Source organism: Loktanella sp. S4079 (assembly GCF_000967725.1).
GTDB lineage: Bacteria > Pseudomonadota > Alphaproteobacteria > Rhodobacterales > Rhodobacteraceae > Yoonia.
This window is the reverse complement of record NZ_JXYE01000002.1, coordinates 1,302,393-1,322,300: the sequence shown is the minus strand read 5'-3', so window position 1 is coordinate 1,322,300 and position 19,908 is coordinate 1,302,393. Positions and strand designations below refer to the sequence as shown.

Here is a 19,908-nt window from a genome sequence, read left to right as displayed (position 1 = left end):
ATTTAGCCTTTAAATTTGGACAACAACATCGAACCGTTTGTACCGCCGAACCCAAAAGAGTTGGTCATGACAGTATCAAGTTCTGCGTTCTCAACCAAGGAAGTCGCGATTTCAGCAGGATCAAGCGCTGGGTCGAGCGTTTCGACGTTAATTGATGGCGCGATAAAGTCATCTTGCAGCATCAACAGGCAATAGACGGCCTCAGATGCACCAGTCGCACCTTGGCTGTGTCCGGTCATGGATTTTGTCGACGACACGGGGGGCGTGCTGCCTTCGCCAAATACCCGGCGGACGGCTTCGATTTCGCCAACATCACCCACGGGTGTCGATGTGCCATGCGCGTTAATGTAGCTGACTTTGCGGCCCTCTGGCAGGGTCTCCAGTGCCAAGCGCATTGCGCGTTCGCCGCCTTCGCCCGATGGGGCAACCATGTCGTGGCCGTCGGATGTCGCGGCATAGCCAGTGACTTCGGCGTAGATTTTTGCGCCGCGTGCTTGGGCGTGCTCAAGGCTTTCGAGCACTAGCATCGCACCACCGCCTGCGATTACAAAACCATCGCGGTTTGCGTCAAACGCGCGGGAGGCTTTTTCAGGGGTATCGTTATATTTCGAAGACATCGCGCCCATTGCGTCGAATAGGCAGGACAGCGTCCAGTCCAGTTCTTCGCCGCCGCCCGCGAACATCACGTCCTGCTTGCCCATCATGATCTGTTCGGCTGCGTTGCCGATGCAGTGCAGGCTGGTCGAACAGGCGGATGTGATGGAGTAGTTGATGCCCTTGATCTTATACTGGGTCGACAGGTTCGCGGAGATCGTCGAAGACATGCATTTAGGCACAGCAAACGGCCCGATGCGTTTAGTCGCGCCAGTTTCGGTCACCACGTTATGTGCAGCGAACATCGCAGACGTCGATGGCCCACCAGAGCCAGCAACAAGGCCAGTGCGCACGTTCGACACAGTGTCGTCATCCAGACCCGCATCGGCGATAGCTTGCCCCATCGCGATATAGGCATAGGCCGCACCCGGCCCCATGAAACGCAATGCGCGCTTATCGACGTGTTCTTTGATGTCAATTTTTACGGTGCCCGCGATCTGGCTGCGAAAGCCATGCTCTGCCATCTCGGGCGAGGCTTCGATCCCGGATTTCCCCGCTTTTAAAGAAGCCTTCACCTCTTCAGCGCTATTCCCAATCGGAGAGACAATCCCCAAACCTGTAATGACCACGCGACGCATGAGCGCACTCCCTTTATACTGCTAAGGCTTTGTACGGCAGCAGTGGGGGCGGGGGCAAGCAGGTAAGGTTTGGGTGTGGTGTCGGTGACAAGTTTGATGTGGGTTGATAGCTTTTACGCGAATGACCGCTTGGAGCCCAAAGCGACTGAAGACTGCGCGATGAACGAATGGCCGCTATTGATCCTGCAATACTGAAAGTATCGCGTGACGCATGTCGTTGATCACCAAATCAGTAGGATTGAGGAGTTGCCTCCGTGGAACTATGAAGGCCAAGAGAGGCACATACCAAGGATACGACGGTTTGATCAAATGAAGATTTCTGAGCGTATGGCTCGCATCGACAAGGCTCTGGAACCACTCAAGGCGGACCTGTTGGCTGCTGGTGTTCGATTTAAAAACACGGGCGAAATACACCTTTTGCACAAAGAGGACTATCCAATCGGCCTTCCGATTATCTTTGCCCATCTCCAGATGGCGTATGATGATCTGCCAAGGGCCATAATGGCCGAAGCGTTTTACTACACAAAAAACATACACACACTGAACGCATGGCCCGATATTGCCGAAATTTACACCCAAACCCCAAATCAAGCATTACCATTCAGCGACGGCGCATTGCCTGTACAGGAATCGGACGCGAAAGAGATGCTCGCCAATGCACTTCTCCGGCTATATCAGCCCAAGCGCTTCGATGCAGTCGTCGACATTGTCCGCAATCCACGTAACGGTCGCACACGCATCATACTTCTTGAGCCGTTACTTCGTGTTCGCAATCGTCGTGTAAGGGCAATGGAAGTACTGAAAGAGCTTATGGCAGACCCAGTGCTCGAGACTGCACTATCTGAGCGCGGTGTCGGTTAAAGTTACCCTCAGTGTCCACTATCGACGGTGGCCACTTAGCCAACTCCCTGCGCTTGCATCGAACCGGGCATTGGTATGAGAGCAGCGAACGACAGCTTCGTCCGCAAAGCAGACCTTTATATCTTGTAAAACAGCCTAACGCCGATCAATCAAACCAGCGTTAGGCCTAAACCTTAACTCTCGCTCAGCGCGACTTTCATGTCTTTGACTTGATAGATCACTTCACCGTCGGCTTCGACGATGCCGTCGGCGACACCCATTGTCAGGCGGCGGGTTTGAATCGCTTTGGTGAAGTCGATTTTGTAGGTCAGCATTTTGCGGTCAGGGCGGACCATGCCTGTCAGTTTGACTTCGCCAACGCCCAATGCGTATCCGCGCCCCTGCCAGCCGCGCCAGCCAAGGTTAAAGCCAGTCAGCTGCCATAGGCCATCAAGACCCAGACAGCCGGGCATGATTGGGTTGCCGGGGAAATGGCAGTCAAAGAACCACAGATCAGGGGTGATATCGAATTCTGCGACAATATGCCCTTTGCCGTGCGCGCCGCCGTCAGCGGATACTTCGGTAATGCGATCCATCATCAGCATCGGTGGGGCAGGAAGCTGCGCATTACCGGGGCCAAATAGCTCTCCGCGGGCGCATTTCAAGAGATCGTCTTTATCAAAACTTGTGGGGTAGTCTGCCATTTGTGTGGTCTCATTCTTGGCTGCTGTATCGCAAGACCTCTATCATCGCGGGGTTTGTAAGGGCAAGTCTGGCTGGAATATTGGAAATTCGTTTGATAAATACCCATTCCTTGCCATATATAGGGACAGGCAGCGGATAGGCGACTATGACAGATATCGTAACACAGCGCAGTTCAGATTGGCTTTCGGGGGCAGGTTTGCGCCCGACACGGCAACGTATGACCTTGGCAAGCCTACTGGTAGGCGATGGTCAGGACCGGCACGTCACAGCCGAAAGCCTGTTTGATGCGGCTTCTTCTGCGGGCGAGAAGGTATCTCTTGCGACGGTCTATAATACGCTACGCGCCTTTTGCGATGCTGGTCTGATGCGTGAGATTACCGTTGATGGAGCGAAAAGCTATTTCGATACCAATATGACGGATCACCCCCATTTTTACTGGGAAGACACCGCGCATTTGACCGATGCCCCTGCTGAACAGCTCGAGATTGCCCGCGTGCCGCATGCCCCCGAAGGTGCAGAGATCGCATCCGTGGATGTCGTGATCCGGCTACGCCGCAAGTAAGCAACACCTAGAAATTACCGCAGCTGCACAGCTTGCGGTTGCGCATATATTGAACCAAGTTGCCCCTTATTCAGTAGATGTATAGGGCGCAGAGATATGCCAGAAGCACGGCGTCAAGAAATGGTTTTGTCTTATCACCGGGTGCGGACGGCGCTTGGGGTTTTGGGAATGGCGCTGCCCATGGTGTTGCTGGTCGGCGGACTGTTAGATTTTCGTCGGATAGAGCCCTCGATCAGTGATTTTTATCATACAACCTATCGCGACATTTTCGTTGGAACGCTCTGCGCGATTGGCGTTTTCTTGATATGCTATCGTGGCTACCGCCGTGTGCCGGGTGATATCATCAATGATGATTGGCTCGGAACAGTTGCAGGTGTGGCGGCCTTTGGTGTGGCTCTCTTTCCCAATGAAAGCCCGACGGCCGAGATCGCAACGATGACCCAAGAACTGGTTGGGATCGGCATAAGCCCGATTTTTCACTATACGTCTGCGCTGGTGTTCTTCTGCTCGCTCGCGGTGTTTTGCCTGTTCAAATTCGCTCGCACACGTCACAGGCTACGCCGCCGGATATATATCGGCTGTGGCCTCATTATTGTGGCTGCTCTGATCGGGATTACGCTGGCATCATATGCCAAGGTCATGGGTGCGCCTGAACAACGACAGATGGTCGCGGCCTATAATCTGGTCTTTTGGTTCGAAGCGATAGGAATTTGGGCGTTTGGGCTGTCTTGGTTGGTCAAAGGAAAGGCGGATAGTGCCTTTGTGCGACTAGCCAATCGGGTTGCTGAACATAGAGATCCGCTGCTCAGGTAAGGTGGATCGAGATCCACCCTACGGTTTACGGCGCATTAACCAATGCACTGCACTGTAAACATATGTCAAATTATCGCCGACGCTATGTGCCTGGTGGCACCTATTTCTTTACAGCTGAATTGCTGGACAAACAGTCGACTCTCTTGACTGAGGAAATTGATTTGCTTCGCGCAGCGACGGCCATCTGCAAACGGCGTTGGCCGTTCCAGATTAAAGCAGCCGTGATACTGCCTGCCAAGATGCATATGATCTGGACACTGCCACCTGGCGATACCGAATACTCAAAGCGTTGGCGTCTGATCAAATCGACATTCTCGCGTCACGTTGATCCGCCCATTTCACCAACAAAGACAAAATTACGCGCGGGTGAAAAAGGCATATGGCAACGTCGATTTTGGGAACATGTGATTAGGGACCAAGCGGATTACGATCTACATATGCATTTGATCATCACTGCGCCCGTGACAGCCGGATTGGTGCGCAAGCCGCTGGATTGGCCTTATTCGTCGCTGGCAAGGCGAAGGGTGGATCTTGATCCACCGCCATCTAAAACCATTGCCCCGGTTCAATTATCCCCCAATCCATAAGCTGCTGGGAATGCCATTGAAATTTTTCAGAGTTTTCCCAGTGAAAACTCGCGATGTCGTGGCGGCTACCGGGGTTGCGCCGAAGCGCCTTGGCTGTGCGAAACGATGCCGTCGCAGCGGTGATATTATTATGCCAAGGGCATGAAATCGTGTTGTGTTCATATTCTGAAAAACCGCCGTCAGGTAGCATCTTCAGACCGGGGATCACGCGATAAAGTGATGAACGATCGAGCCTTTGGCGCGGGATCGCGATATGCTCTTCAAATCGCCAGCGCAGCCCTCCGTAGATATTGAGCTGACGCTCCAATGTTTGCCCAAGCGCATCCTCGCGCGCGAGCGCAAAATATCCGGTTGAATCGAAGTAGGCGTCTTCGCGATCAACTGCGCTTGGTGTTTCTTCGAGGTCGCGTGCGTAAAGATCCACCGTGTAGGTTTGTATGCAATCGCGACGTTCCTCGGCCATGAATGCAACAAGTTCTCCGATGCTGCGGGTCTCGCAAAATGGGAATACGAGGTATTCCGCGTTGTAACAGTAATAGACCCATTGATTGGCGGCGCATTTGATCACTGCATTATTGATCGCTTGCAGCGCCCCATCGGCTGTTACGTCAAAATCAACCCGGTGCACATTCTTGGGTAAGTTATCGGGCAGGCCAAAATCGGCAGCACAAAAGACCAGCACGTGCTGAAAGCCCAAGCCAACGTGATGCGCGATCGTGCTCTCGACCTCAATCCCATCTTCGATGAGAATGATCGCAATCGGCCCCTTGGATAGGACGGGTTTTCCTTCGGAAATCATTGATTGCAGGTCGCTGTAGTGCATGGTGTTGGCATCCCGTTGTCGTGGGTGCAAACTGTGCCAAAATGCCTTGCATTGCAAGCGAACCAACAAGTCGCTAGAAGGCCCTGAACCCGCCAAACCCAAGAGCCAATCATGCCAGAGCCCAAAAAGCTATATATCAAGACCTACGGCTGTCAGATGAATGTCTACGACAGTGAACGCATGGCCGAAGCGCTGGGTGGCAAGGGCTATGTTGAGACGCAGTCACCAGACGATGCGGATATGATTCTGCTCAACACCTGTCACATTCGTGAAAAGGCAGCAGAAAAGGTATATTCGGAACTTGGGCGTTTTAAGGGTCTGAAAGCGGAAAAACCCGATCTGAAAATCGGCGTGGCTGGTTGTGTTGCGCAGGCCGAAGGCGAAGAGATCATGCGCCGCCAGCCGATGGTTGATTTGGTGGTCGGCCCGCAAAGCTATCACCGCCTACCAGCGATGGACGATGCCGTTCAAACCGGCGCAAAGGCGCTGGATACGGATTTCCCCGAAGAGGATAAATTTGCCACCCTCAAAGGGCGCGGCAAGGCAAAACGTGGCCCAACCGCGTTTTTGACTGTGCAGGAAGGCTGCGACAAATTCTGTGCCTTTTGCGTGGTGCCATATACCCGCGGTGCCGAAGTATCGCGCCCGGCTGAGCGCATCATTCGCGAAGCAAATGAGCTCGTTGAAGCGGGCGTGCGCGAAATCACCCTGCTTGGACAGAATGTGAACGCCTATCACGGCCACGATGGCGGTTTGGCAGGTTTGATCTGGGAACTTGATAAAGTTGATGGTCTAGAGCGCATTCGTTTTACCACCAGCCACCCCAATGACATGGACGATGCGCTCATCGATGCCCATGCCACCTGCGAAAAACTGATGCCCTATCTGCATCTGCCTGTGCAATCCGGCTCTGACCGCATTCTCAAGGCTATGAACCGCAAGCACACGGCCGAAGGTTATGTTCGGTTGATCGAACGTATTCGCGCTGGTCGCCCAGATTTGCTGTTATCTGGCGACTTCATCGTTGGGTTCCCCGGTGAAACCGAAGAAGATTTCGAAGATACAATGCAGCTTGTTCGGGATGTCCACTACGGGCAGGCTTATTCATTCAAGTATTCAACACGTCCCGGTACGCCCGCCGCAGAAAAGCCGCAACTGCCTGACGACGTAATGAACGACCGCCTACAGCGATTGCAGGCCTTGTTGCGCGAACAGCAGCAAGCCACTCAAGCGTCAATGGTCGGTCGCGAAGTTAAGGTCCTGTTTGAAAAGGCAGGTCGCGAAGCAGGTCAGATGATTGGAAAATCAGAATACTTGCACGCCGTCTATGCTGAGGCACCGACTGACGTACTTGGCACTGTGCGCCGCGTAAAAGTCGTGCAAGACAGTCCAAACTCGTTAAAAGGTGAGTTGTTGAGCTAAGCTTTGCTGCACATTTGTTCGGCCGCGCGGTTTTTCCGTCAATTGCATCACAATTGAATGACTCTTCTTGCACATGCAGCATTCCCTTGCCACGATAGGGGCATAGAGACTCAAAGGAGAGCCGTTTGGCTACAGGTGCCCTGACCCAACCCGCCGATACCGTCACTGAAACCGTACTAGAGTTTCCTGACAATTTTCTGCTGATTGACCTTTGCGGCGAATATGACCGCAACCTTACCACCATCGAAAATAGCCTAGGTGTGCAGATCGTGCGTCGCGGCAACCAGCTTGCTGTGATCGGCGAGGATGGCTCTCGTCAGACGGCGCATAACGTTTTGCAATCGCTCTATGGACGTCTTGAGGCGGGTCGCAGTTTGGATCCGGGCGACATCGATCGCGAATTGCGTATGGGCCCTGAAACTGTGCGCGGCCCCGCAGGTCCTGCCGATCAAGAAGAACTATTCAAAGGCGATGGCGCGCGGGTTGAGATTAAGACGCGCAAGAAACTGATTGAACCGCGCACCGACGCGCAAAAGGCCTATGTAAAATCACTGTTCGACAACGAATTAGCGTTTGGGATTGGGCCAGCAGGGACCGGTAAAACCTATCTGGCGGTTGCCGTCGGCGTGAATATGCTGATTTCCGGGCACGTCGATAAGATTATCCTGTCGCGCCCCGCCGTCGAAGCTGGCGAAAAGCTAGGCTATCTGCCCGGCGACATGAAAGACAAAGTCGATCCTTATATGCAGCCGCTCTATGATGCGCTGAACGATTTTCTGCCGGGCAAACAAGCTGCCAAGATGATCGAAGAAAAAGTGATCGAGATCGCACCGCTGGCCTTTATGCGTGGCCGCACGCTTTCGAATGCTTTTGTTGTGCTGGACGAGGCGCAAAACGCGACAACAATGCAAATGAAAATGTTCCTGACACGCCTTGGCGAAGGCTCTCGCATGGTGATCACGGGTGACCGCACCCAGATTGACCTACCGCGCGGTGTCAATTCAGGACTTTGGGATGCTGAGCGTCTGCTTAAAAACATCCCCAAAATTAGTTTTAACTACTTTTCGGCAAAGGACGTTGTCAGACATCCATTGGTTGCCGCAATTATTGAAGCCTATGAGAAAGATAACGAGAATTGACTGTTGACTGTGTAATTGAAGATATCCGTTGGAATAATATTGATCGCCTTGCGAAAGCAGCCAAAGATGTGACGCTGACCCATTTGGGTTTTGATCCTTCGGCCTATGAAGTAAGCATTCTCGCGTGCTCTGATGAGCGGATCGCCGTGCTCAATTCTGATTTTCGCGGCAAACCTTCGCCGACGAATGTATTAAGCTGGCCGTCTTCTGAACGCGCTGCTGCCGAAGATGGAGGCACCCCAATTCCGCCAGAACTGCCCCAAGATGCAGAGCTAGGTGATATCGCTATCGCCTTTGAAACATGCATCAAAGAGGCTACAGCGATGGGCAAATTCGTCGAGGATCACGTGACCCATTTGCTGATTCACGGCGTCTTGCATCTGCTTGGTTATGACCATGAACGCGACAAAGACGCAGCGTTGATGGAGCGTTTAGAAACGCAGATACTTGGCAAGCTGGGTATTTCTGACCCATATAAGGTAGCGTAGGGCGATTTTGCCCCCATAGGTAAGGAAGAAATGGGCGACAATAACGAGGGTCCATCTATTGCAGCGCAAAGCGCGCATTTGGATCAACAAGTGAATACTCCGGGTTTTTGGGCGCGTGTCAGTAACGTGTTTTGGCCTCAAACGACGTCAGAGGCGCATGAGGTTGTTGTCTCTGAAGACAGCCAACCCAAACACTATGTGTTAGGTATGTTAAACCTGCGGCGTCAGCGGGTAGAAGATGTTGCCGTTCCGAAAACCGATATCGTCGCTGTGCCTGCCTCGATCTCAAAGGACGATCTGCTGCAGGTCTTTCGTGACTGCGGTCTTACCCGTCTACCTGTTTATGACGGAACGCTGGACACACCTGTCGGATTGATCAACCTCAAAGATTTTGCACTGCGTCACGGCTTTAACGGGGACAGCCCTGATATGGACGTGCGCGCAATGGTGCGACCATTGCTCTATGTTCCGCCATCAATGCCCTTGGGGGTGCTACTGCAAAAAATGCAGGCCGAGCGGATTCACATGGCTCTGGTTATTGATGAATACGGCGGTACGGATGGATTGCTGACGATTGAGGATTTGATCGAACAGGTCGTCGGCGAGATCGAGGATGAGCACGACATCGACGAGGCCCAAAGCTGGTTCATGGAAAAGCCGGGCGTCTATATGGCGCAGGCGCGGACTGAGCTAAAGGAATTCGAAGCCGAAATCGGCATGAAGCTGACGGACCACGAAGAAATCGACGAAGAAGAAATCGATACGCTGGGCGGGCTGGTGACAATGTTGTCGGGCGACTTGCCTGCACGTGGCGAAGTGATCTTGCATCCGGACGGCCCTGAATTTGAAGTCGTTGATGCAGACCCGCGCCGGATCAAGCGTCTGCGCGTCAGATTGACACGTACGGGCGATGCCTAACCCAATGGGGGCTATTTTAGCGCGATCCGCCGTTTATCGTCGGGTCGCGCTCGCTGTGTTGGGCGGACTCGCTGGGTTTGGTCAGGCGCCGCACGATTTGTGGTATATCACTGTCTTGGCTCTTGCCGCTTTTCTTGCGGTGCAATCGAAAGCGTCCACCAGCAGAACAATCGCGTGGAATGCTTGGGCCTTTGGTGCAGGGTATTTCGCGTTTTCCCTTCGCTGGATCATCGAACCCTTCTTGGTCGATATTGCCAGGCATGGCTGGATGGCCCCGTTTGCAATTGTCCTGATGGCTGCCGGAGCCGGGTTATTTTGGGCCGTATTCAGCTATTTGGGTGCACGGATCATCCGGCGAGCAGAGCTTGCGACATGTGTCGGTTTGATCTGGGCTGAAATTGTCCGGTCACTTGTGTTTACCGGCTTTCCGTGGGCGTTGCTGGGGCATGTGTGGATTGACACGGGCCTTGTCCATATCGCCACCATTGGCGGACCTCATTTATTAACGCTGGCGACGGTATCGATTGCATGGGCCGTCTATGCCCTATCGACAGGCATGTGGCGCAGCGCGGTTGCGATCTTGGCGCTATGGGCAGTTTTGGCATTCATTATGGTTCCGCCTCCGCAGACCACCGATGACGGCCCCATCATCCGCTTGGTACAACCAAACGCACCACAGCATCAAAAATGGGACCCTGCCTATCGCGACATGTTCCTTAACCGAATGGTCTCAATGACTGGCGACGGTGCGGTGCCCGACCTTATCGTCTGGCCCGAGACGGCAGTTCCCTTCCTTTTGAACTACGTGCAGTCTGACCTTAGCCTGCTGGATGAGGCCGCGCGCGGCGCGCCGTTGGTCTTTGGCATACAGCGCCGGGACGAAATGCAGCGGTACTTCAATAGCCTCGTGGTGATGGGCGCAGGCGGCACCGTGCATGATGTTTATGACAAACGGCATCTTGTGCCATTTGGCGAATATATACCTGGCGGCGAATTGCTCGGCCGCTTTGGTATTCGCGGTTTGGCCACCACTGACGGGAATGGATTTGCCAGTGGCACGGGGACCCCAATGGTCACTGTGCCGGGCATTGGGAACGCGCTGCCTTTGATTTGTTATGAAGGGATATTTGCCGAAGAGGTGACGACCTTTCCCGAGCGCCCACGCATGCTGTTACTGATCACCAATGACGCATGGTTTGGTCAGGCTGCTGGGCCTTATCAGCACCTCGCCCAAGCACGCTTGCGTGCGGTCGAACAAGGTTTGCCAATGGTGCGCGTCGCCAACACAGGTGTCAGCGCTATGATAGACCCCTACGGTCGGATAGGGGCCGCGATCCCGCTAAATACGCATGACGCGATAGATGTGCCTCTGCCTGATGCGTTAGAGGCAACAATATATGCGCGCTGGGGTGATTGGCTCGTTTTCTTAGTAAACGCTTTATTAACGTTGGGACTCTATCTGAAGTTTCATCGTGATAGAGATTGACGCCCGCGCACCTGAGGCATAGACCCGACGCTAGTTCTGTCACAACGGCTTCCTGACGTGGCAGGTTTAATTTAATGGAGCACTTCCCATGGCACGACAAAACTACACGTTCACTTCGGAATCCGTTTCCGAGGGACACCCCGATAAAGTTTGCGACCGCATTTCCGACGCGGTGCTTGATGCCTTTTTGGCAGAAGAACCCGAAGCGCGCGTAGCGTGTGAAACCTTTGCGACCACAAACCAGGTTGTTATCGGTGGCGAGGTTGGTCTTTCTGATCAGTCCAAGCTGAAGGACTACATGGGACGTATCGAAGATATCGCCCGCGATTGCATCAAAGACATTGGTTACGAGCAGGATAAATTCCACCACGCGACCTGCAACATCACCAATCTGCTGCACGAACAATCTGCGCATATCGCGCAGGGTGTCGATGCTGCCGTCGACAAAGACGAGGGTGCTGGCGATCAGGGTATCATGTTTGGTTACGCGACCACCGAAACGGACGCGCTGATGCCTGCGCCAATTCAATACGCCCACGCGATTTTGCGCCGACTGGCAGAGGTCCGCAAATCCGGCGAGCAGCCGACATTGCGCCCCGACGCGAAAAGCCAAGTATCTGTACGTTACGAAGACGGCAAACCGGTCGAGGTCACCTCGATCGTGCTATCGACACAGCACCGCGACGAAGACCAATCCAGCGACGATATCCGCGCGATTGTTGAGCCATATATTCGCGAGGTCCTGCCCACTGGCTTTATCACGCCGAAAACAGAATGGTGGGTGAACCCAACGGGCAAGTTCGTCATTGGCGGCCCCGATGGTGATGCCGGGCTGACCGGCCGCAAAATTATTGTGGATACCTACGGTGGTGCCGCCCCGCACGGCGGTGGTGCTTTTTCTGGTAAAGATCCGACCAAGGTGGACCGTTCTGCGGCTTATGCCTCGCGCTATCTTGCAAAGAACGTCGTGGCTGCGGGAATGGCCAGCCGCTGCACCATTCAGCTTAGCTATGCGATTGGCGTGGCAAAGCCTCTGTCGATCTACGCCGATACACATGGTACGGGCGAAGTGAGCCCCGAGCAGATTGAACGTGCGGTTGCGCAGGTAATGGACCTTACCCCACGTGGCATTCGCAGCCACCTTGGGCTGAATAAACCTATCTATGCTCGCACAGCTGCCTATGGTCACTTTGGTCGCGAACCAGATGCTGATGGCGGATTTAGCTGGGAACGCACTGATCTGGTCGAGCAGCTCAAGCGGGCTGTCTAAACTGCGTAGTCAGTGGATTTGTGAAAGGGTGCCATCCGTGGCGCCCTTTTGTCGTTTCCGGGAGTGGCTATCCGTTACAATCGACGCAAACGCGGCGTTATCATCATGACTGCCCAATTGAGGTAATTGCGCTGTTGCCGCAGGCTTGCTAAGGCAGCGCCATGAAAAATGATCGACATCCGTCCGGCGCCCCATGGCGCAACTTCTACGGCCGTTTTCGCGGGAAAACGATCCGTGCGAGCCAGCATGATTATCTGGAGAATGACTTGGGGCCATTGTCCCCAGGGCCGATTAGTTGGGAAGAAAACCCTGACCGTAACCCGCTCGATCTGAACGCGGTCTTTCCGGGTCAAGACGTCTGGCTTGAGATTGGTTTTGGCGGCGGAGAACATCTGGTTCATATGGCCGAGACATATCCTGATGTCGGTTTGATCGGATGCGAGCCATTCATCAATGGCGTTGCGATGCTGCTGGGGAAAATTCGCCAAGCCAATGTCGATAACCTGCGCGTTCATCCCGGCGATGCACGCGATTTGTTCGATGTCTTGCCAGACCACAGCCTGAGCAAAGTTTTCCTGAACTACCCGGACCCTTGGCCGAAAAAACGACACCACCGCCGACGCTTTGTCACGCCCGAGCACCTCGCGCCGTTGCACCGTGTGATGAAACCCGGTGCAGAACTACGCGTTGCGACGGATATTCCAGATTATGTTCGTCAAACGCTCGAGCAAGTGCCGCGCCACGGGTTTGACTGGCTTGCCGAACGACCCGACGATTGGCGCACCCCTTGGGGCGATTGGATTTCAACCCGCTATGAACAAAAGGCGCTTCGTGAGGGGCGAACACCCCATTATCTGACGTTCCGACGCGTTTAGATTTGAAGCCTCCGGCGGGAGTATTTCAAACAAAGCGAGGGTAGGAGTAGACCCTCGTGCGGTGCTACGTTAAACCGCCTTTGATAAGTAAAGGAAAACTTCATGTCTGGCCACGGCACACCTATCCCCATGACATCACGCCCTTGCGGCCCCTTGAGCGGTGAGGCCAATGTGCCCGGCGATAAGTCTATCTCGCATCGTTCCCTGATTTTGGGTGCGCTTTCGGTTGGTGAAACCAAGATTTCGGGCCTGTTGGAAGGCGAAGATGTCTTGGATACGGCCAAGGCCATGCGCGCGTTTGGCGCGACAGTGACGGATCATGGTGCTGGCGAGTGGTCTGTTCACGGCGTCGGTGTTGGCGGATTTTCGGAGCCAGATCAGGTAATTGATTGCGGGAACTCTGGCACGGGTGTGCGATTGATCATGGGGGCAATGGCGACCTGTCCAATCACGGTGACCTTCACGGGGGACGCATCACTGAATGGCCGCCCCATGGGCCGCGTGACTGATCCTTTGGCACTGTTTGGCACCCAAGCCGTTGGCCGCGATGGCGGTCGGCTACCGATGACTTTGGCGGGTGCGGCCGAGCCTGTACCTGTCCGCTATGTGGTCCCTGTACCCTCTGCACAGGTAAAGTCGGCGGTCTTGCTGGCGGGGTTGAATGCGCCCGGCCAGACCGTAGTGATTGAGAAAGAAGCAACGCGTGACCACACTGAGCGAATGTTGCAAGGTTTCGGCGCGACTTTGTCGGTCGAGGAAACCGATGAAGGGCGTGTGATTACGCTTGATGGTCAGCCTGAACTGCAGGCGCAAACGATTGTGGTTCCACGCGACCCATCGTCAGCCGCGTTTCCTGTTTGCGCTGCGATTATTACACCGGGTTCTGATGTATTGGTTCCAAATATCGGATTGAACCCAACGCGGGCGGGACTGTTTACTACTCTGCAAGAGATGGGCGCGGATCTGACGTATGAGAACATGCGCGAGGAAGGTGGCGAGCCTGTCGCAGACCTGCGCGCTAAGTTTTCGCCTAACCTCAAGGGCATCGCTGTGCCACCTGCGCGCGCGGCAAGCATGATCGACGAATATCCTGTGCTTTCCGTTGTCGCGTCCTTTGCAGAGGGTGTGACTGATATGCAGGGCGTCAAGGAGCTGCGTGTCAAAGAAAGTGATCGTATTGATGCCATGGCCAAGGGGCTGCGCGCTGCTGGCGTCCAAGTGGACGAGGGCGATGATTGGTGGAAGGTCACCGGGCTAGGCCATGGCAATGTGCCGGGCGGTGTGACCGTGGCCAGCGTGTTGGACCACCGGATTGCTATGTCGTTCATGGTGATGGGCATGGCCACACAAAAGCCAATGTCCGTTGATGACGGCTCACCTATTGCGACGTCCTTCCCGATTTTTGAGACACTGATGGGGAACCTTGGTGCGCAGCTTGTGCGTGACGACGCGTGAGCTTTACCGTCGCCATAGACGGCCCCGCTGCGGCAGGTAAGGGTACGATCAGCAAGGCTGTCGCCGCGCATTTTGGTTTTGCCCATCTAGACACTGGTCTGCTGTACCGGGCTGTGGGTGCCAAAGTGCTAGCAGGGGCTGAGCCGATTGCTGCGGCCCGTGCGCTAGATCCTGTTGATCTAGAGGACGATAGCCTGCGTACTCCGGCAGTTGCGCAAGCGGCGAGCGAGATTGCCGTGATTCCTGAAGTTCGTAGTGCGCTTGTTGATTTTCAACAGAAATTTGCGGGTCGTGATGGCGGCGCTGTGTTGGATGGCCGCGATATTGGGACGGTAATTTGTCCCGATGCGGGCGCGAAATTGTTTGTGACAGCGAGCGCGGAATGCCGTGCCGAACGGCGGTTCAAAGAACTGACGGGCAAGGGGATGGACATCACGCTTGATCAAGTTCTGGCGGATGTGAAGGAGCGCGACGCACGCGACCGCAGCCGCCTAACAGCCCCCCTAATCCCAGCAGATGATGCCGTGCTGATTGATACATCTGACATGACGATTGAACAGGCCGTGGCACGCGCGATTGAGATCGTGCAGGCGCGATTAGGTTAACACCGTAGAGTGCTGAGCCACGCCCGCGCAACGTGCGGGCGGGTTAACGCGCGTTTTTACCCCGAAAATATGAGGAATACGCAGTCTGCATTGCGTATGTTTTGCGTATGCATAGCGTATGGCAGGTAGTGTGGTTTTGAGGTGTGGGGAGTGTGGTTAATGAGGCGTGCGTTAAGGATTGTTGGGGTTTTGTGAATGTCGGCTGTGCGGAGTGACCCGACCTTAGCAGATTGACGGCCAAGGGCTGCTTTTCCCTTCTGTTCTTGCAACGAAACGCAGCAACGGCGGAAATAAGTCGTTCGCTGCAGGTGTGTAACTACAACTGGCGAGATCGAAAAGTTCACCTTGTCCGAAGCTCAATTGTAAGGGATATTTGGCTTTTATCAGTGAAATTAGTAACTATCAGGAGATAGGCAGTGTACATCCGGAAACGGAAAGCATTCATTGAGCTGCTCAATTTGGTCCGCAATATTGAGGATAATCCAGATGACATTGAAGCTGTTCGTCAGGTCAACGAAAAGCTGATTGCTCTACTGACTAGTGCCGAAACAGCGATTGCCCAACATGGAGAATCCAAAAAGTCATTAATAGAACAACTAAAAACTCAACGCCTTCCTAAGGCAGAAACGAAAAAAATTCGGAGTAAACTCAAGAGAGTTGATGGTTATATCAAAGCCCAACGTGATCAGATTTTTGTCTGGAAGAGCATTGGTGATGCTTTGGCGTTTGTCTACTTAGACCCATTCGCGATCAAGCACATGTTCTTCGATACGGAAGACTATAAGGTCAGACAGGATGCAGGTGCTTTATTAGGAAAAAAGGGATTGGAAGCGGAACTTCAAGTACTCAACGATGCTCTGGATAACAACGTCCCAGCAATTCTATGTGACTTAACCAATACGCTCCGTTTTGGTGACATTTGCCTGTTAGGAAACTCAGACCCCTACCCAATTGAAATAAAAACCAGTTCTCGCTTGAATCAAAGAGGGTTGCGACAGAAGGCCAAGTTAGAAAAGCTACACAGTTTCTTGGACACTAACAGTGCGGATGATTTTCGCGGTTTTTCTGGACAGACCAGCCGCATTGCGTCTTCAACTCCGAGTTACCACCGTGACGTAATTAACGAGGCTATCGGGAATGCTTTAGAAAGAGGCTATGTTACTATTACGCCAGAAGACGGTTTGAGTTTTCTGGTGATGCGGACCGACAGTTGTCCAAACGAAGTTTTCGCAGGGCTGGACCTGGAAACCCCAGAGATCTTCGATCTAAATCACTTTAAGAACGGCCATGCATGGGCTGCGTATTTACCATTCATTCTCAGCATTCGCGAACCCGACCACCTTTTAGGTTTCTTAGAAGGTAGGATCTATATCCTAGCATTTATAGAGGGTCATAAATTAGCCTCAAGGTTTGAAGCCCCAAACAGGGAAGTAAGGTATCGTCCGAATGAGCAGTACTCCATACAATGCTTAGACAATAAAACAGGAGAATTCTTCGGTGTCTCTTCTCAGTTTATCGCTCGTGCTGCCTTCGAATTTCTGTCTTTCGAAAGCATTGTGTCCAGCCAAAGTCCGACGACTGATCATTTAGTCGAACTGTCGTCCAAATATGACCAACCGATTGATCCCGTAGAGTTTAGGCAGAGGCTAAGTGCGATGTTGGGGCCAGATGATGAGTGGGTTGAGCGAATTTTGCAGCTATACTCGTCGTTTTAGGCCACGGGTTCTAAAGCGATTTGCCCAGCCGTCCTGAATCCGACCTTCGTACGCGGTGCTACAGGGCTCAAAGCTGTCGTTGGATTGAACTGCATCATATGCCTTTGCGAATGCAAAGGCAGCGCCCGGTCCGGGGCTCCGCCCGTTCGCCCCTGAAATGGTCCACTGGAGCATTTCCAAGACGGGCTTCATCCTCCTTCATCGGGAGGGCGCTTCGCACCCACCCCGACGTGGGGCACGGTGTGTGATTGATAGGGAGGAATGAGTCAAAATTCCTTGCAAACTTGGGCAAACGGGCCTATACGCCGCCCTGTCGAAGCATCGGAACAGGTGTGGGCTTGAGATTTGAGCGGGGTCGGGGAATTACCGGCCCTGTTGTTTTATGCCCATGAAGGTCGCTTTGACCAACTGAAACCCAAAAGACCGGCGGAGACAACCGCTCGGCCCGTATAAACAAAACGTTAGGAAAACGACGCCACATGGCAAATTTGATGGATGAGTTTGAAGCACTCTTGAACGAAAGCTTCGAAATGGACACACCGACCGAGGGTTCGGTTGTAAAAGGTAAGGTCATCTCGATCGAGGCTGGCCAAGCTATCATCGACGTAGGCTACAAAATGGAAGGCCGCGTTGATCTGAAAGAATTCGCAAACCCAGGTGAAGACGCTGAACTGGCTGTTGGTGACACTGTTGAAGTGTTCCTGCGCCAAGTTGAGAACGCCAAAGGCGAAGCTGTTATCAGCCGCGAAATGGCGCGCCGTGAGGAAGCTTGGGATCGTCTGGAAAAAGCATATGCTGACGAAGAGCGCGTCGATGGCGCAATCTTTGGCCGCGTTAAAGGTGGTTTCACTGTCGATCTGGGCGGCGCTGTTGCGTTCTTGCCAGGTTCACAGGTTGATGTACGCCCAGTACGCGACGCGGGCCCATTGATGGGCCTAAAGCAGCCATTCCAGATCCTGAAAATGGACCGTCGTCGTGGCAACATCGTTGTGTCCCGTCGTGCAATCCTTGAAGAATCTCGTGCCGAGCAGCGCGCCGAAGTTATCGGCAACCTGACTGAAGGCCAAGAAGTTGACGGTGTCGTCAAGAACATCACCGAATACGGTGCGTTCGTTGACCTTGGCGGTGTTGACGGTCTGCTGCACGTGACTGACATGGCATGGCGCCGTGTGAACCACCCATCCGAGATCCTCACAATTGGTGAGACGATCAAGGTGCAGGTCATCAAGATCAACAAAGACACCCACCGTATCAGCCTTGGCATGAAACAGCTGCAGGACGATCCATGGGATGCTGTTGAAGCGAAATTCAGCCTTGGTTCTGTTCACCAAGGTCGCGTGACCAACATCACTGACTACGGCGCATTCGTTGAGCTGGAAGCTGGTGTTGAAGGTCTGGTGCACGTTTCTGAAATGTCTTGGACAAAGAAAAACGTACACCCAGGCAAAATCGTGTCTACTTCGCAAGAAGTCGAAGTCATGGTTCTGGAAATCGACTCTGCAAAGCGTCGCGTTTCACTTGGCCTGAAACAGACACAGCGCAACCCATGGGAAGTCTTTGCTGAGACACACCCTGAGGGCACTGAGGTTGAAGGCGAAGTCAAGAACATCACCGAATTCGGTCTGTTCGTTGGTCTGCCTGGCGACATCGACGGCATGGTTCACCTGTCTGACCTGACATGGGAAGGCCGCGGCGAAGACGTGATTGGCGATTTCCGTAAGGGTGACGTTGTCAAAGCCAAGGTTGCTGAAGTTGACGTCGAGAAAGAGCGTATTTCTCTGTCCATCAAAGCACTGGACGGTGATCCGTTCGCAGAAGCTGTTGGCGGTGTGAAGCGTGGTTCGGTCATCACTGTAGAAGTGACCAAGATCGAAGATGGCGGCATCGAAGTTGACTATGAAGGTGCGAAATCCTTCATCCGTCGTTCTGACCTGTCCCGTGACCGTGCAGAACAGCGTCCAGAGCGTTTCGGCGTAGGCGACAAGGTCGACGTTCGCGTCACCAACATCGACTCCAAAACACGCAAGCTGGGTCTGTCGATCAAAGCACGCGAAATCGCAGAAGAGAAAGAAGCAGTCGAACAGTACGGTTCTTCTGACTCCGGCGCATCCTTGGGTGATATCCTGGGTGCCGCGCTGAAGGGCGACGAATAAGTCAGCGCTTAAGCGTTAGATTTTCACCCCGTCGCAGGACACTGCGGCGGGGTTTTCTTATGCAATGCGCTTTGCTGCCCCTGCTCCAATAGCTGCTTCCGATGCTGAAATCACTGCTCGTCATCGGGGTGGAGCACTGCGAAAACACGGTGAGAACCTAATAAAAGGACCTCGTTTATTGACTGTGTTACAATTGATAATTCTGGCCAATTCGGAGGCGGGCAGTCGATGCGCCGTGTATAAACCTCGAAACTCTGCGAACCTGTTGTTTCCAAACCCAGTTGAGACCAATCACCCCCGCCAGAACCAAACGTGTGCATGCCGTTTTTCCAAATCTCCAAGGCGGGATCTGCCAAGGTGCACTTAAGTTCTTGTGAGATTTGAACATTTTTTCCATCAATGATGACGGTATTTCCCAGTAATGGTGAAATGCGTTCCCAGTACCGCGCCCCACTGATACCTGTGGAGACGATATTCGTTGCAGCCCACTTGCCATCTAGTCGTTCGGGCTGAGCAACAGAAAAGTTGGGTACTCCGATACAAAGTAAGAGCAGAAATAGCGCTCGAGTTGCAGTGGCAGAAAGCGAAATCTGCATGGCGGTCTACTTTCCATCGGGTGGAACTAATAACTCTATTTCATGATAACAGACATTTATGCGCGGCACAGCGTGATGTGATCTGAATTCAAATTGGAAATTCATCTTGCTCTGCGCCCATGTCAGTTCTTGAGCTATTTGTCTGGAGACGGGAAGTGGTTTTGCCGATTGAACTGGTAAATCAGTTTTGACTTTTCGGCGCGATTGGAGATGCTTGGTATTTT

Annotated in this window: 19 protein-coding genes and 1 riboswitch; of the genes, 15 read left to right on the top strand and 4 right to left on the bottom strand. The window is 53.5% G+C overall.

Annotated elements, in window-relative coordinates; all coding sequences use genetic code 11:
- Window positions 1-2: 2 nt before the first annotated feature.
- On the bottom strand, window positions 3-1,232 hold the full coding sequence (fabB, locus tag TW80_RS07720) for a beta-ketoacyl-ACP synthase I (protein ID WP_045996664.1): 1,230 nt from the start codon (window positions 1,230-1,232) through the stop codon (window positions 3-5).
- A gap of 309 nt (window positions 1,233-1,541) precedes the next feature.
- Between fabB and TW80_RS07715 the strand changes: the two genes are divergently transcribed.
- On the top strand, window positions 1,542-2,093 hold the full coding sequence (locus TW80_RS07715) for a hypothetical protein (protein ID WP_045996663.1): 552 nt from the start codon (window positions 1,542-1,544) through the stop codon (window positions 2,091-2,093).
- A 173-nt stretch (window positions 2,094-2,266) separates the two neighbouring features.
- Here TW80_RS07715 and fabA read toward each other — a convergent pair whose 3' ends face one another.
- Entirely contained in the window at window positions 2,267-2,776 is a 510-nt protein-coding gene (gene fabA, locus TW80_RS07710; RefSeq protein ID WP_045996662.1) for a bifunctional 3-hydroxydecanoyl-ACP dehydratase/trans-2-decenoyl-ACP isomerase, read from the bottom strand.
- Window positions 2,777-2,922: 146 nt separating this feature from the next.
- Here fabA and irrA point away from each other — a divergent pair, with 146 nt between their 5' ends.
- The 3 genes from irrA (at window position 2,923) to TW80_RS07695 (ending at window position 4,739) form a co-directional block, all read left to right on the top strand.
- Complete coding sequence (gene irrA, locus TW80_RS07705) at window positions 2,923-3,339, top strand: iron response transcriptional regulator IrrA (RefSeq protein ID WP_045996661.1); 417 nt, start codon at window positions 2,923-2,925, stop codon at window positions 3,337-3,339.
- A 96-nt stretch (window positions 3,340-3,435) separates the two neighbouring features.
- Complete coding sequence (locus tag TW80_RS07700) at window positions 3,436-4,152, top strand: hypothetical protein (protein ID WP_052700908.1); 717 nt, start codon at window positions 3,436-3,438, stop codon at window positions 4,150-4,152.
- Window positions 4,153-4,214: 62 nt separating this feature from the next.
- Window positions 4,215-4,739, top strand: a complete 525-nt coding sequence (locus TW80_RS07695) for an REP-associated tyrosine transposase (protein ID WP_045996660.1) — start codon at window positions 4,215-4,217, stop codon at window positions 4,737-4,739.
- On the opposite strand, the gene TW80_RS07690 is transcribed toward TW80_RS07695, so the two are convergent.
- Window positions 4,699-5,562: a glycosyltransferase family 2 protein gene (locus TW80_RS07690; RefSeq protein ID WP_045996659.1), complete on the bottom strand. Its 864-nt coding sequence runs from the start codon at window positions 5,560-5,562 to the stop codon at window positions 4,699-4,701. The genes TW80_RS07695 and TW80_RS07690 overlap by 41 nt on opposite strands.
- Before the next feature lie 111 nt (window positions 5,563-5,673).
- Here TW80_RS07690 and miaB point away from each other — a divergent pair, with 111 nt between their 5' ends.
- From miaB to rpsA, 11 genes are all read left to right on the top strand, one after another.
- Entirely contained in the window at window positions 5,674-6,984 is a 1,311-nt protein-coding gene (gene miaB / locus TW80_RS07685; protein WP_045996658.1) for a tRNA (N6-isopentenyl adenosine(37)-C2)-methylthiotransferase MiaB, read from the top strand.
- 125 nt (window positions 6,985-7,109) lie between these two features.
- Entirely contained in the window at window positions 7,110-8,123 is a 1,014-nt protein-coding gene (locus TW80_RS07680; protein WP_045996657.1) for a PhoH family protein, read from the top strand.
- Entirely contained in the window at window positions 8,120-8,611 is a 492-nt protein-coding gene (gene ybeY / locus TW80_RS07675) for an rRNA maturation RNase YbeY (RefSeq protein ID WP_045996656.1), read from the top strand. The genes TW80_RS07680 and ybeY overlap by 4 nt, the downstream gene beginning before the upstream one ends.
- Window positions 8,612-8,641: 30 nt before the next feature.
- Entirely contained in the window at window positions 8,642-9,529 is an 888-nt protein-coding gene (locus tag TW80_RS07670) for a CBS domain-containing protein (RefSeq protein WP_045996655.1), read from the top strand.
- 4 nt (window positions 9,530-9,533) lie between these two features.
- Window positions 9,534-11,015 carry an apolipoprotein N-acyltransferase gene (gene lnt, locus TW80_RS07665; RefSeq protein ID WP_052700907.1) on the top strand — a complete coding sequence of 494 codons (1,482 nt, stop codon included), beginning with the start codon at window positions 9,534-9,536 and terminating at the stop codon, window positions 11,013-11,015.
- A 33-nt stretch (window positions 11,016-11,048) separates the two neighbouring features.
- A riboswitch (SAM-SAH riboswitch) is annotated at window positions 11,049-11,097 on the top strand.
- 6 nt (window positions 11,098-11,103) lie between these two features.
- Entirely contained in the window at window positions 11,104-12,285 is a 1,182-nt protein-coding gene (gene metK, locus TW80_RS07660) for a methionine adenosyltransferase (RefSeq protein WP_045996653.1), read from the top strand.
- A 161-nt stretch (window positions 12,286-12,446) separates the two neighbouring features.
- Window positions 12,447-13,160, top strand: a complete 714-nt coding sequence (gene trmB / locus TW80_RS07655; protein ID WP_045996652.1) for a tRNA (guanosine(46)-N7)-methyltransferase TrmB — start codon at window positions 12,447-12,449, stop codon at window positions 13,158-13,160.
- A gap of 102 nt (window positions 13,161-13,262) precedes the next feature.
- On the top strand, window positions 13,263-14,615 hold the full coding sequence (gene aroA, locus TW80_RS07650) for a 3-phosphoshikimate 1-carboxyvinyltransferase (protein WP_045996651.1): 1,353 nt from the start codon (window positions 13,263-13,265) through the stop codon (window positions 14,613-14,615).
- The gene (cmk, locus tag TW80_RS07645; protein ID WP_045996650.1) at window positions 14,612-15,220 is read left to right on the top strand and encodes a (d)CMP kinase; all 609 of its coding nucleotides are present in this window, start codon (window positions 14,612-14,614) and stop codon (window positions 15,218-15,220) included. The genes aroA and cmk overlap by 4 nt, the downstream gene beginning before the upstream one ends.
- A gap of 416 nt (window positions 15,221-15,636) precedes the next feature.
- Window positions 15,637-16,935 (top strand): hypothetical protein, encoded by a 1,299-nt coding sequence (locus TW80_RS07640; protein ID WP_045996649.1) that lies wholly within the window; start codon window positions 15,637-15,639, stop codon window positions 16,933-16,935.
- A 479-nt stretch (window positions 16,936-17,414) separates the two neighbouring features.
- Window positions 17,415-19,088, top strand: coding sequence for a 30S ribosomal protein S1 (rpsA, locus tag TW80_RS07635; RefSeq protein WP_084625726.1), 1,674 nt, complete (start codon window positions 17,415-17,417; stop codon window positions 19,086-19,088).
- A gap of 110 nt (window positions 19,089-19,198) precedes the next feature.
- On the opposite strand, the gene TW80_RS07630 is transcribed toward rpsA, so the two are convergent.
- Complete coding sequence (locus TW80_RS07630) at window positions 19,199-19,684, bottom strand: hypothetical protein (protein WP_045996648.1); 486 nt, start codon at window positions 19,682-19,684, stop codon at window positions 19,199-19,201.
- Window positions 19,685-19,908 lie beyond the last annotated feature (224 nt).

What these genes read in the sequence shown, in the direction of transcription:
- fabB (WP_045996664.1), bottom strand. Translation starts at nt 1,232, where the DNA reads ATGCGTCGCGTGGTCATTACAGGTTTGGGGATTGTCTCTCCGATTGGG.
- TW80_RS07715 (WP_045996663.1), top strand. Translation starts at nt 1,542, where the DNA reads ATGAAGATTTCTGAGCGTATGGCTCGCATCGACAAGGCTCTGGAACCA.
- fabA (WP_045996662.1), bottom strand. Translation starts at nt 2,776, where the DNA reads ATGGCAGACTACCCCACAAGTTTTGATAAAGACGATCTCTTGAAATGC.
- irrA (WP_045996661.1), top strand. Translation starts at nt 2,923, where the DNA reads ATGACAGATATCGTAACACAGCGCAGTTCAGATTGGCTTTCGGGGGCA.
- TW80_RS07700 (WP_052700908.1), top strand. Translation starts at nt 3,436, where the DNA reads ATGCCAGAAGCACGGCGTCAAGAAATGGTTTTGTCTTATCACCGGGTG.
- TW80_RS07695 (WP_045996660.1), top strand. Translation starts at nt 4,215, where the DNA reads ATGTCAAATTATCGCCGACGCTATGTGCCTGGTGGCACCTATTTCTTT.
- TW80_RS07690 (WP_045996659.1), bottom strand. Translation starts at nt 5,562, where the DNA reads ATGCACTACAGCGACCTGCAATCAATGATTTCCGAAGGAAAACCCGTC.
- miaB (WP_045996658.1), top strand. Translation starts at nt 5,674, where the DNA reads ATGCCAGAGCCCAAAAAGCTATATATCAAGACCTACGGCTGTCAGATG.
- TW80_RS07670 (WP_045996655.1), top strand. Translation starts at nt 8,642, where the DNA reads ATGGGCGACAATAACGAGGGTCCATCTATTGCAGCGCAAAGCGCGCAT.
- lnt (WP_052700907.1), top strand. Translation starts at nt 9,534, where the DNA reads ATGGGGGCTATTTTAGCGCGATCCGCCGTTTATCGTCGGGTCGCGCTC.
- metK (WP_045996653.1), top strand. Translation starts at nt 11,104, where the DNA reads ATGGCACGACAAAACTACACGTTCACTTCGGAATCCGTTTCCGAGGGA.
- trmB (WP_045996652.1), top strand. Translation starts at nt 12,447, where the DNA reads ATGAAAAATGATCGACATCCGTCCGGCGCCCCATGGCGCAACTTCTAC.
- aroA (WP_045996651.1), top strand. Translation starts at nt 13,263, where the DNA reads ATGTCTGGCCACGGCACACCTATCCCCATGACATCACGCCCTTGCGGC.
- rpsA (WP_084625726.1), top strand. Translation starts at nt 17,415, where the DNA reads ATGGCAAATTTGATGGATGAGTTTGAAGCACTCTTGAACGAAAGCTTC.
- TW80_RS07630 (WP_045996648.1), bottom strand. Translation starts at nt 19,684, where the DNA reads ATGCAGATTTCGCTTTCTGCCACTGCAACTCGAGCGCTATTTCTGCTC.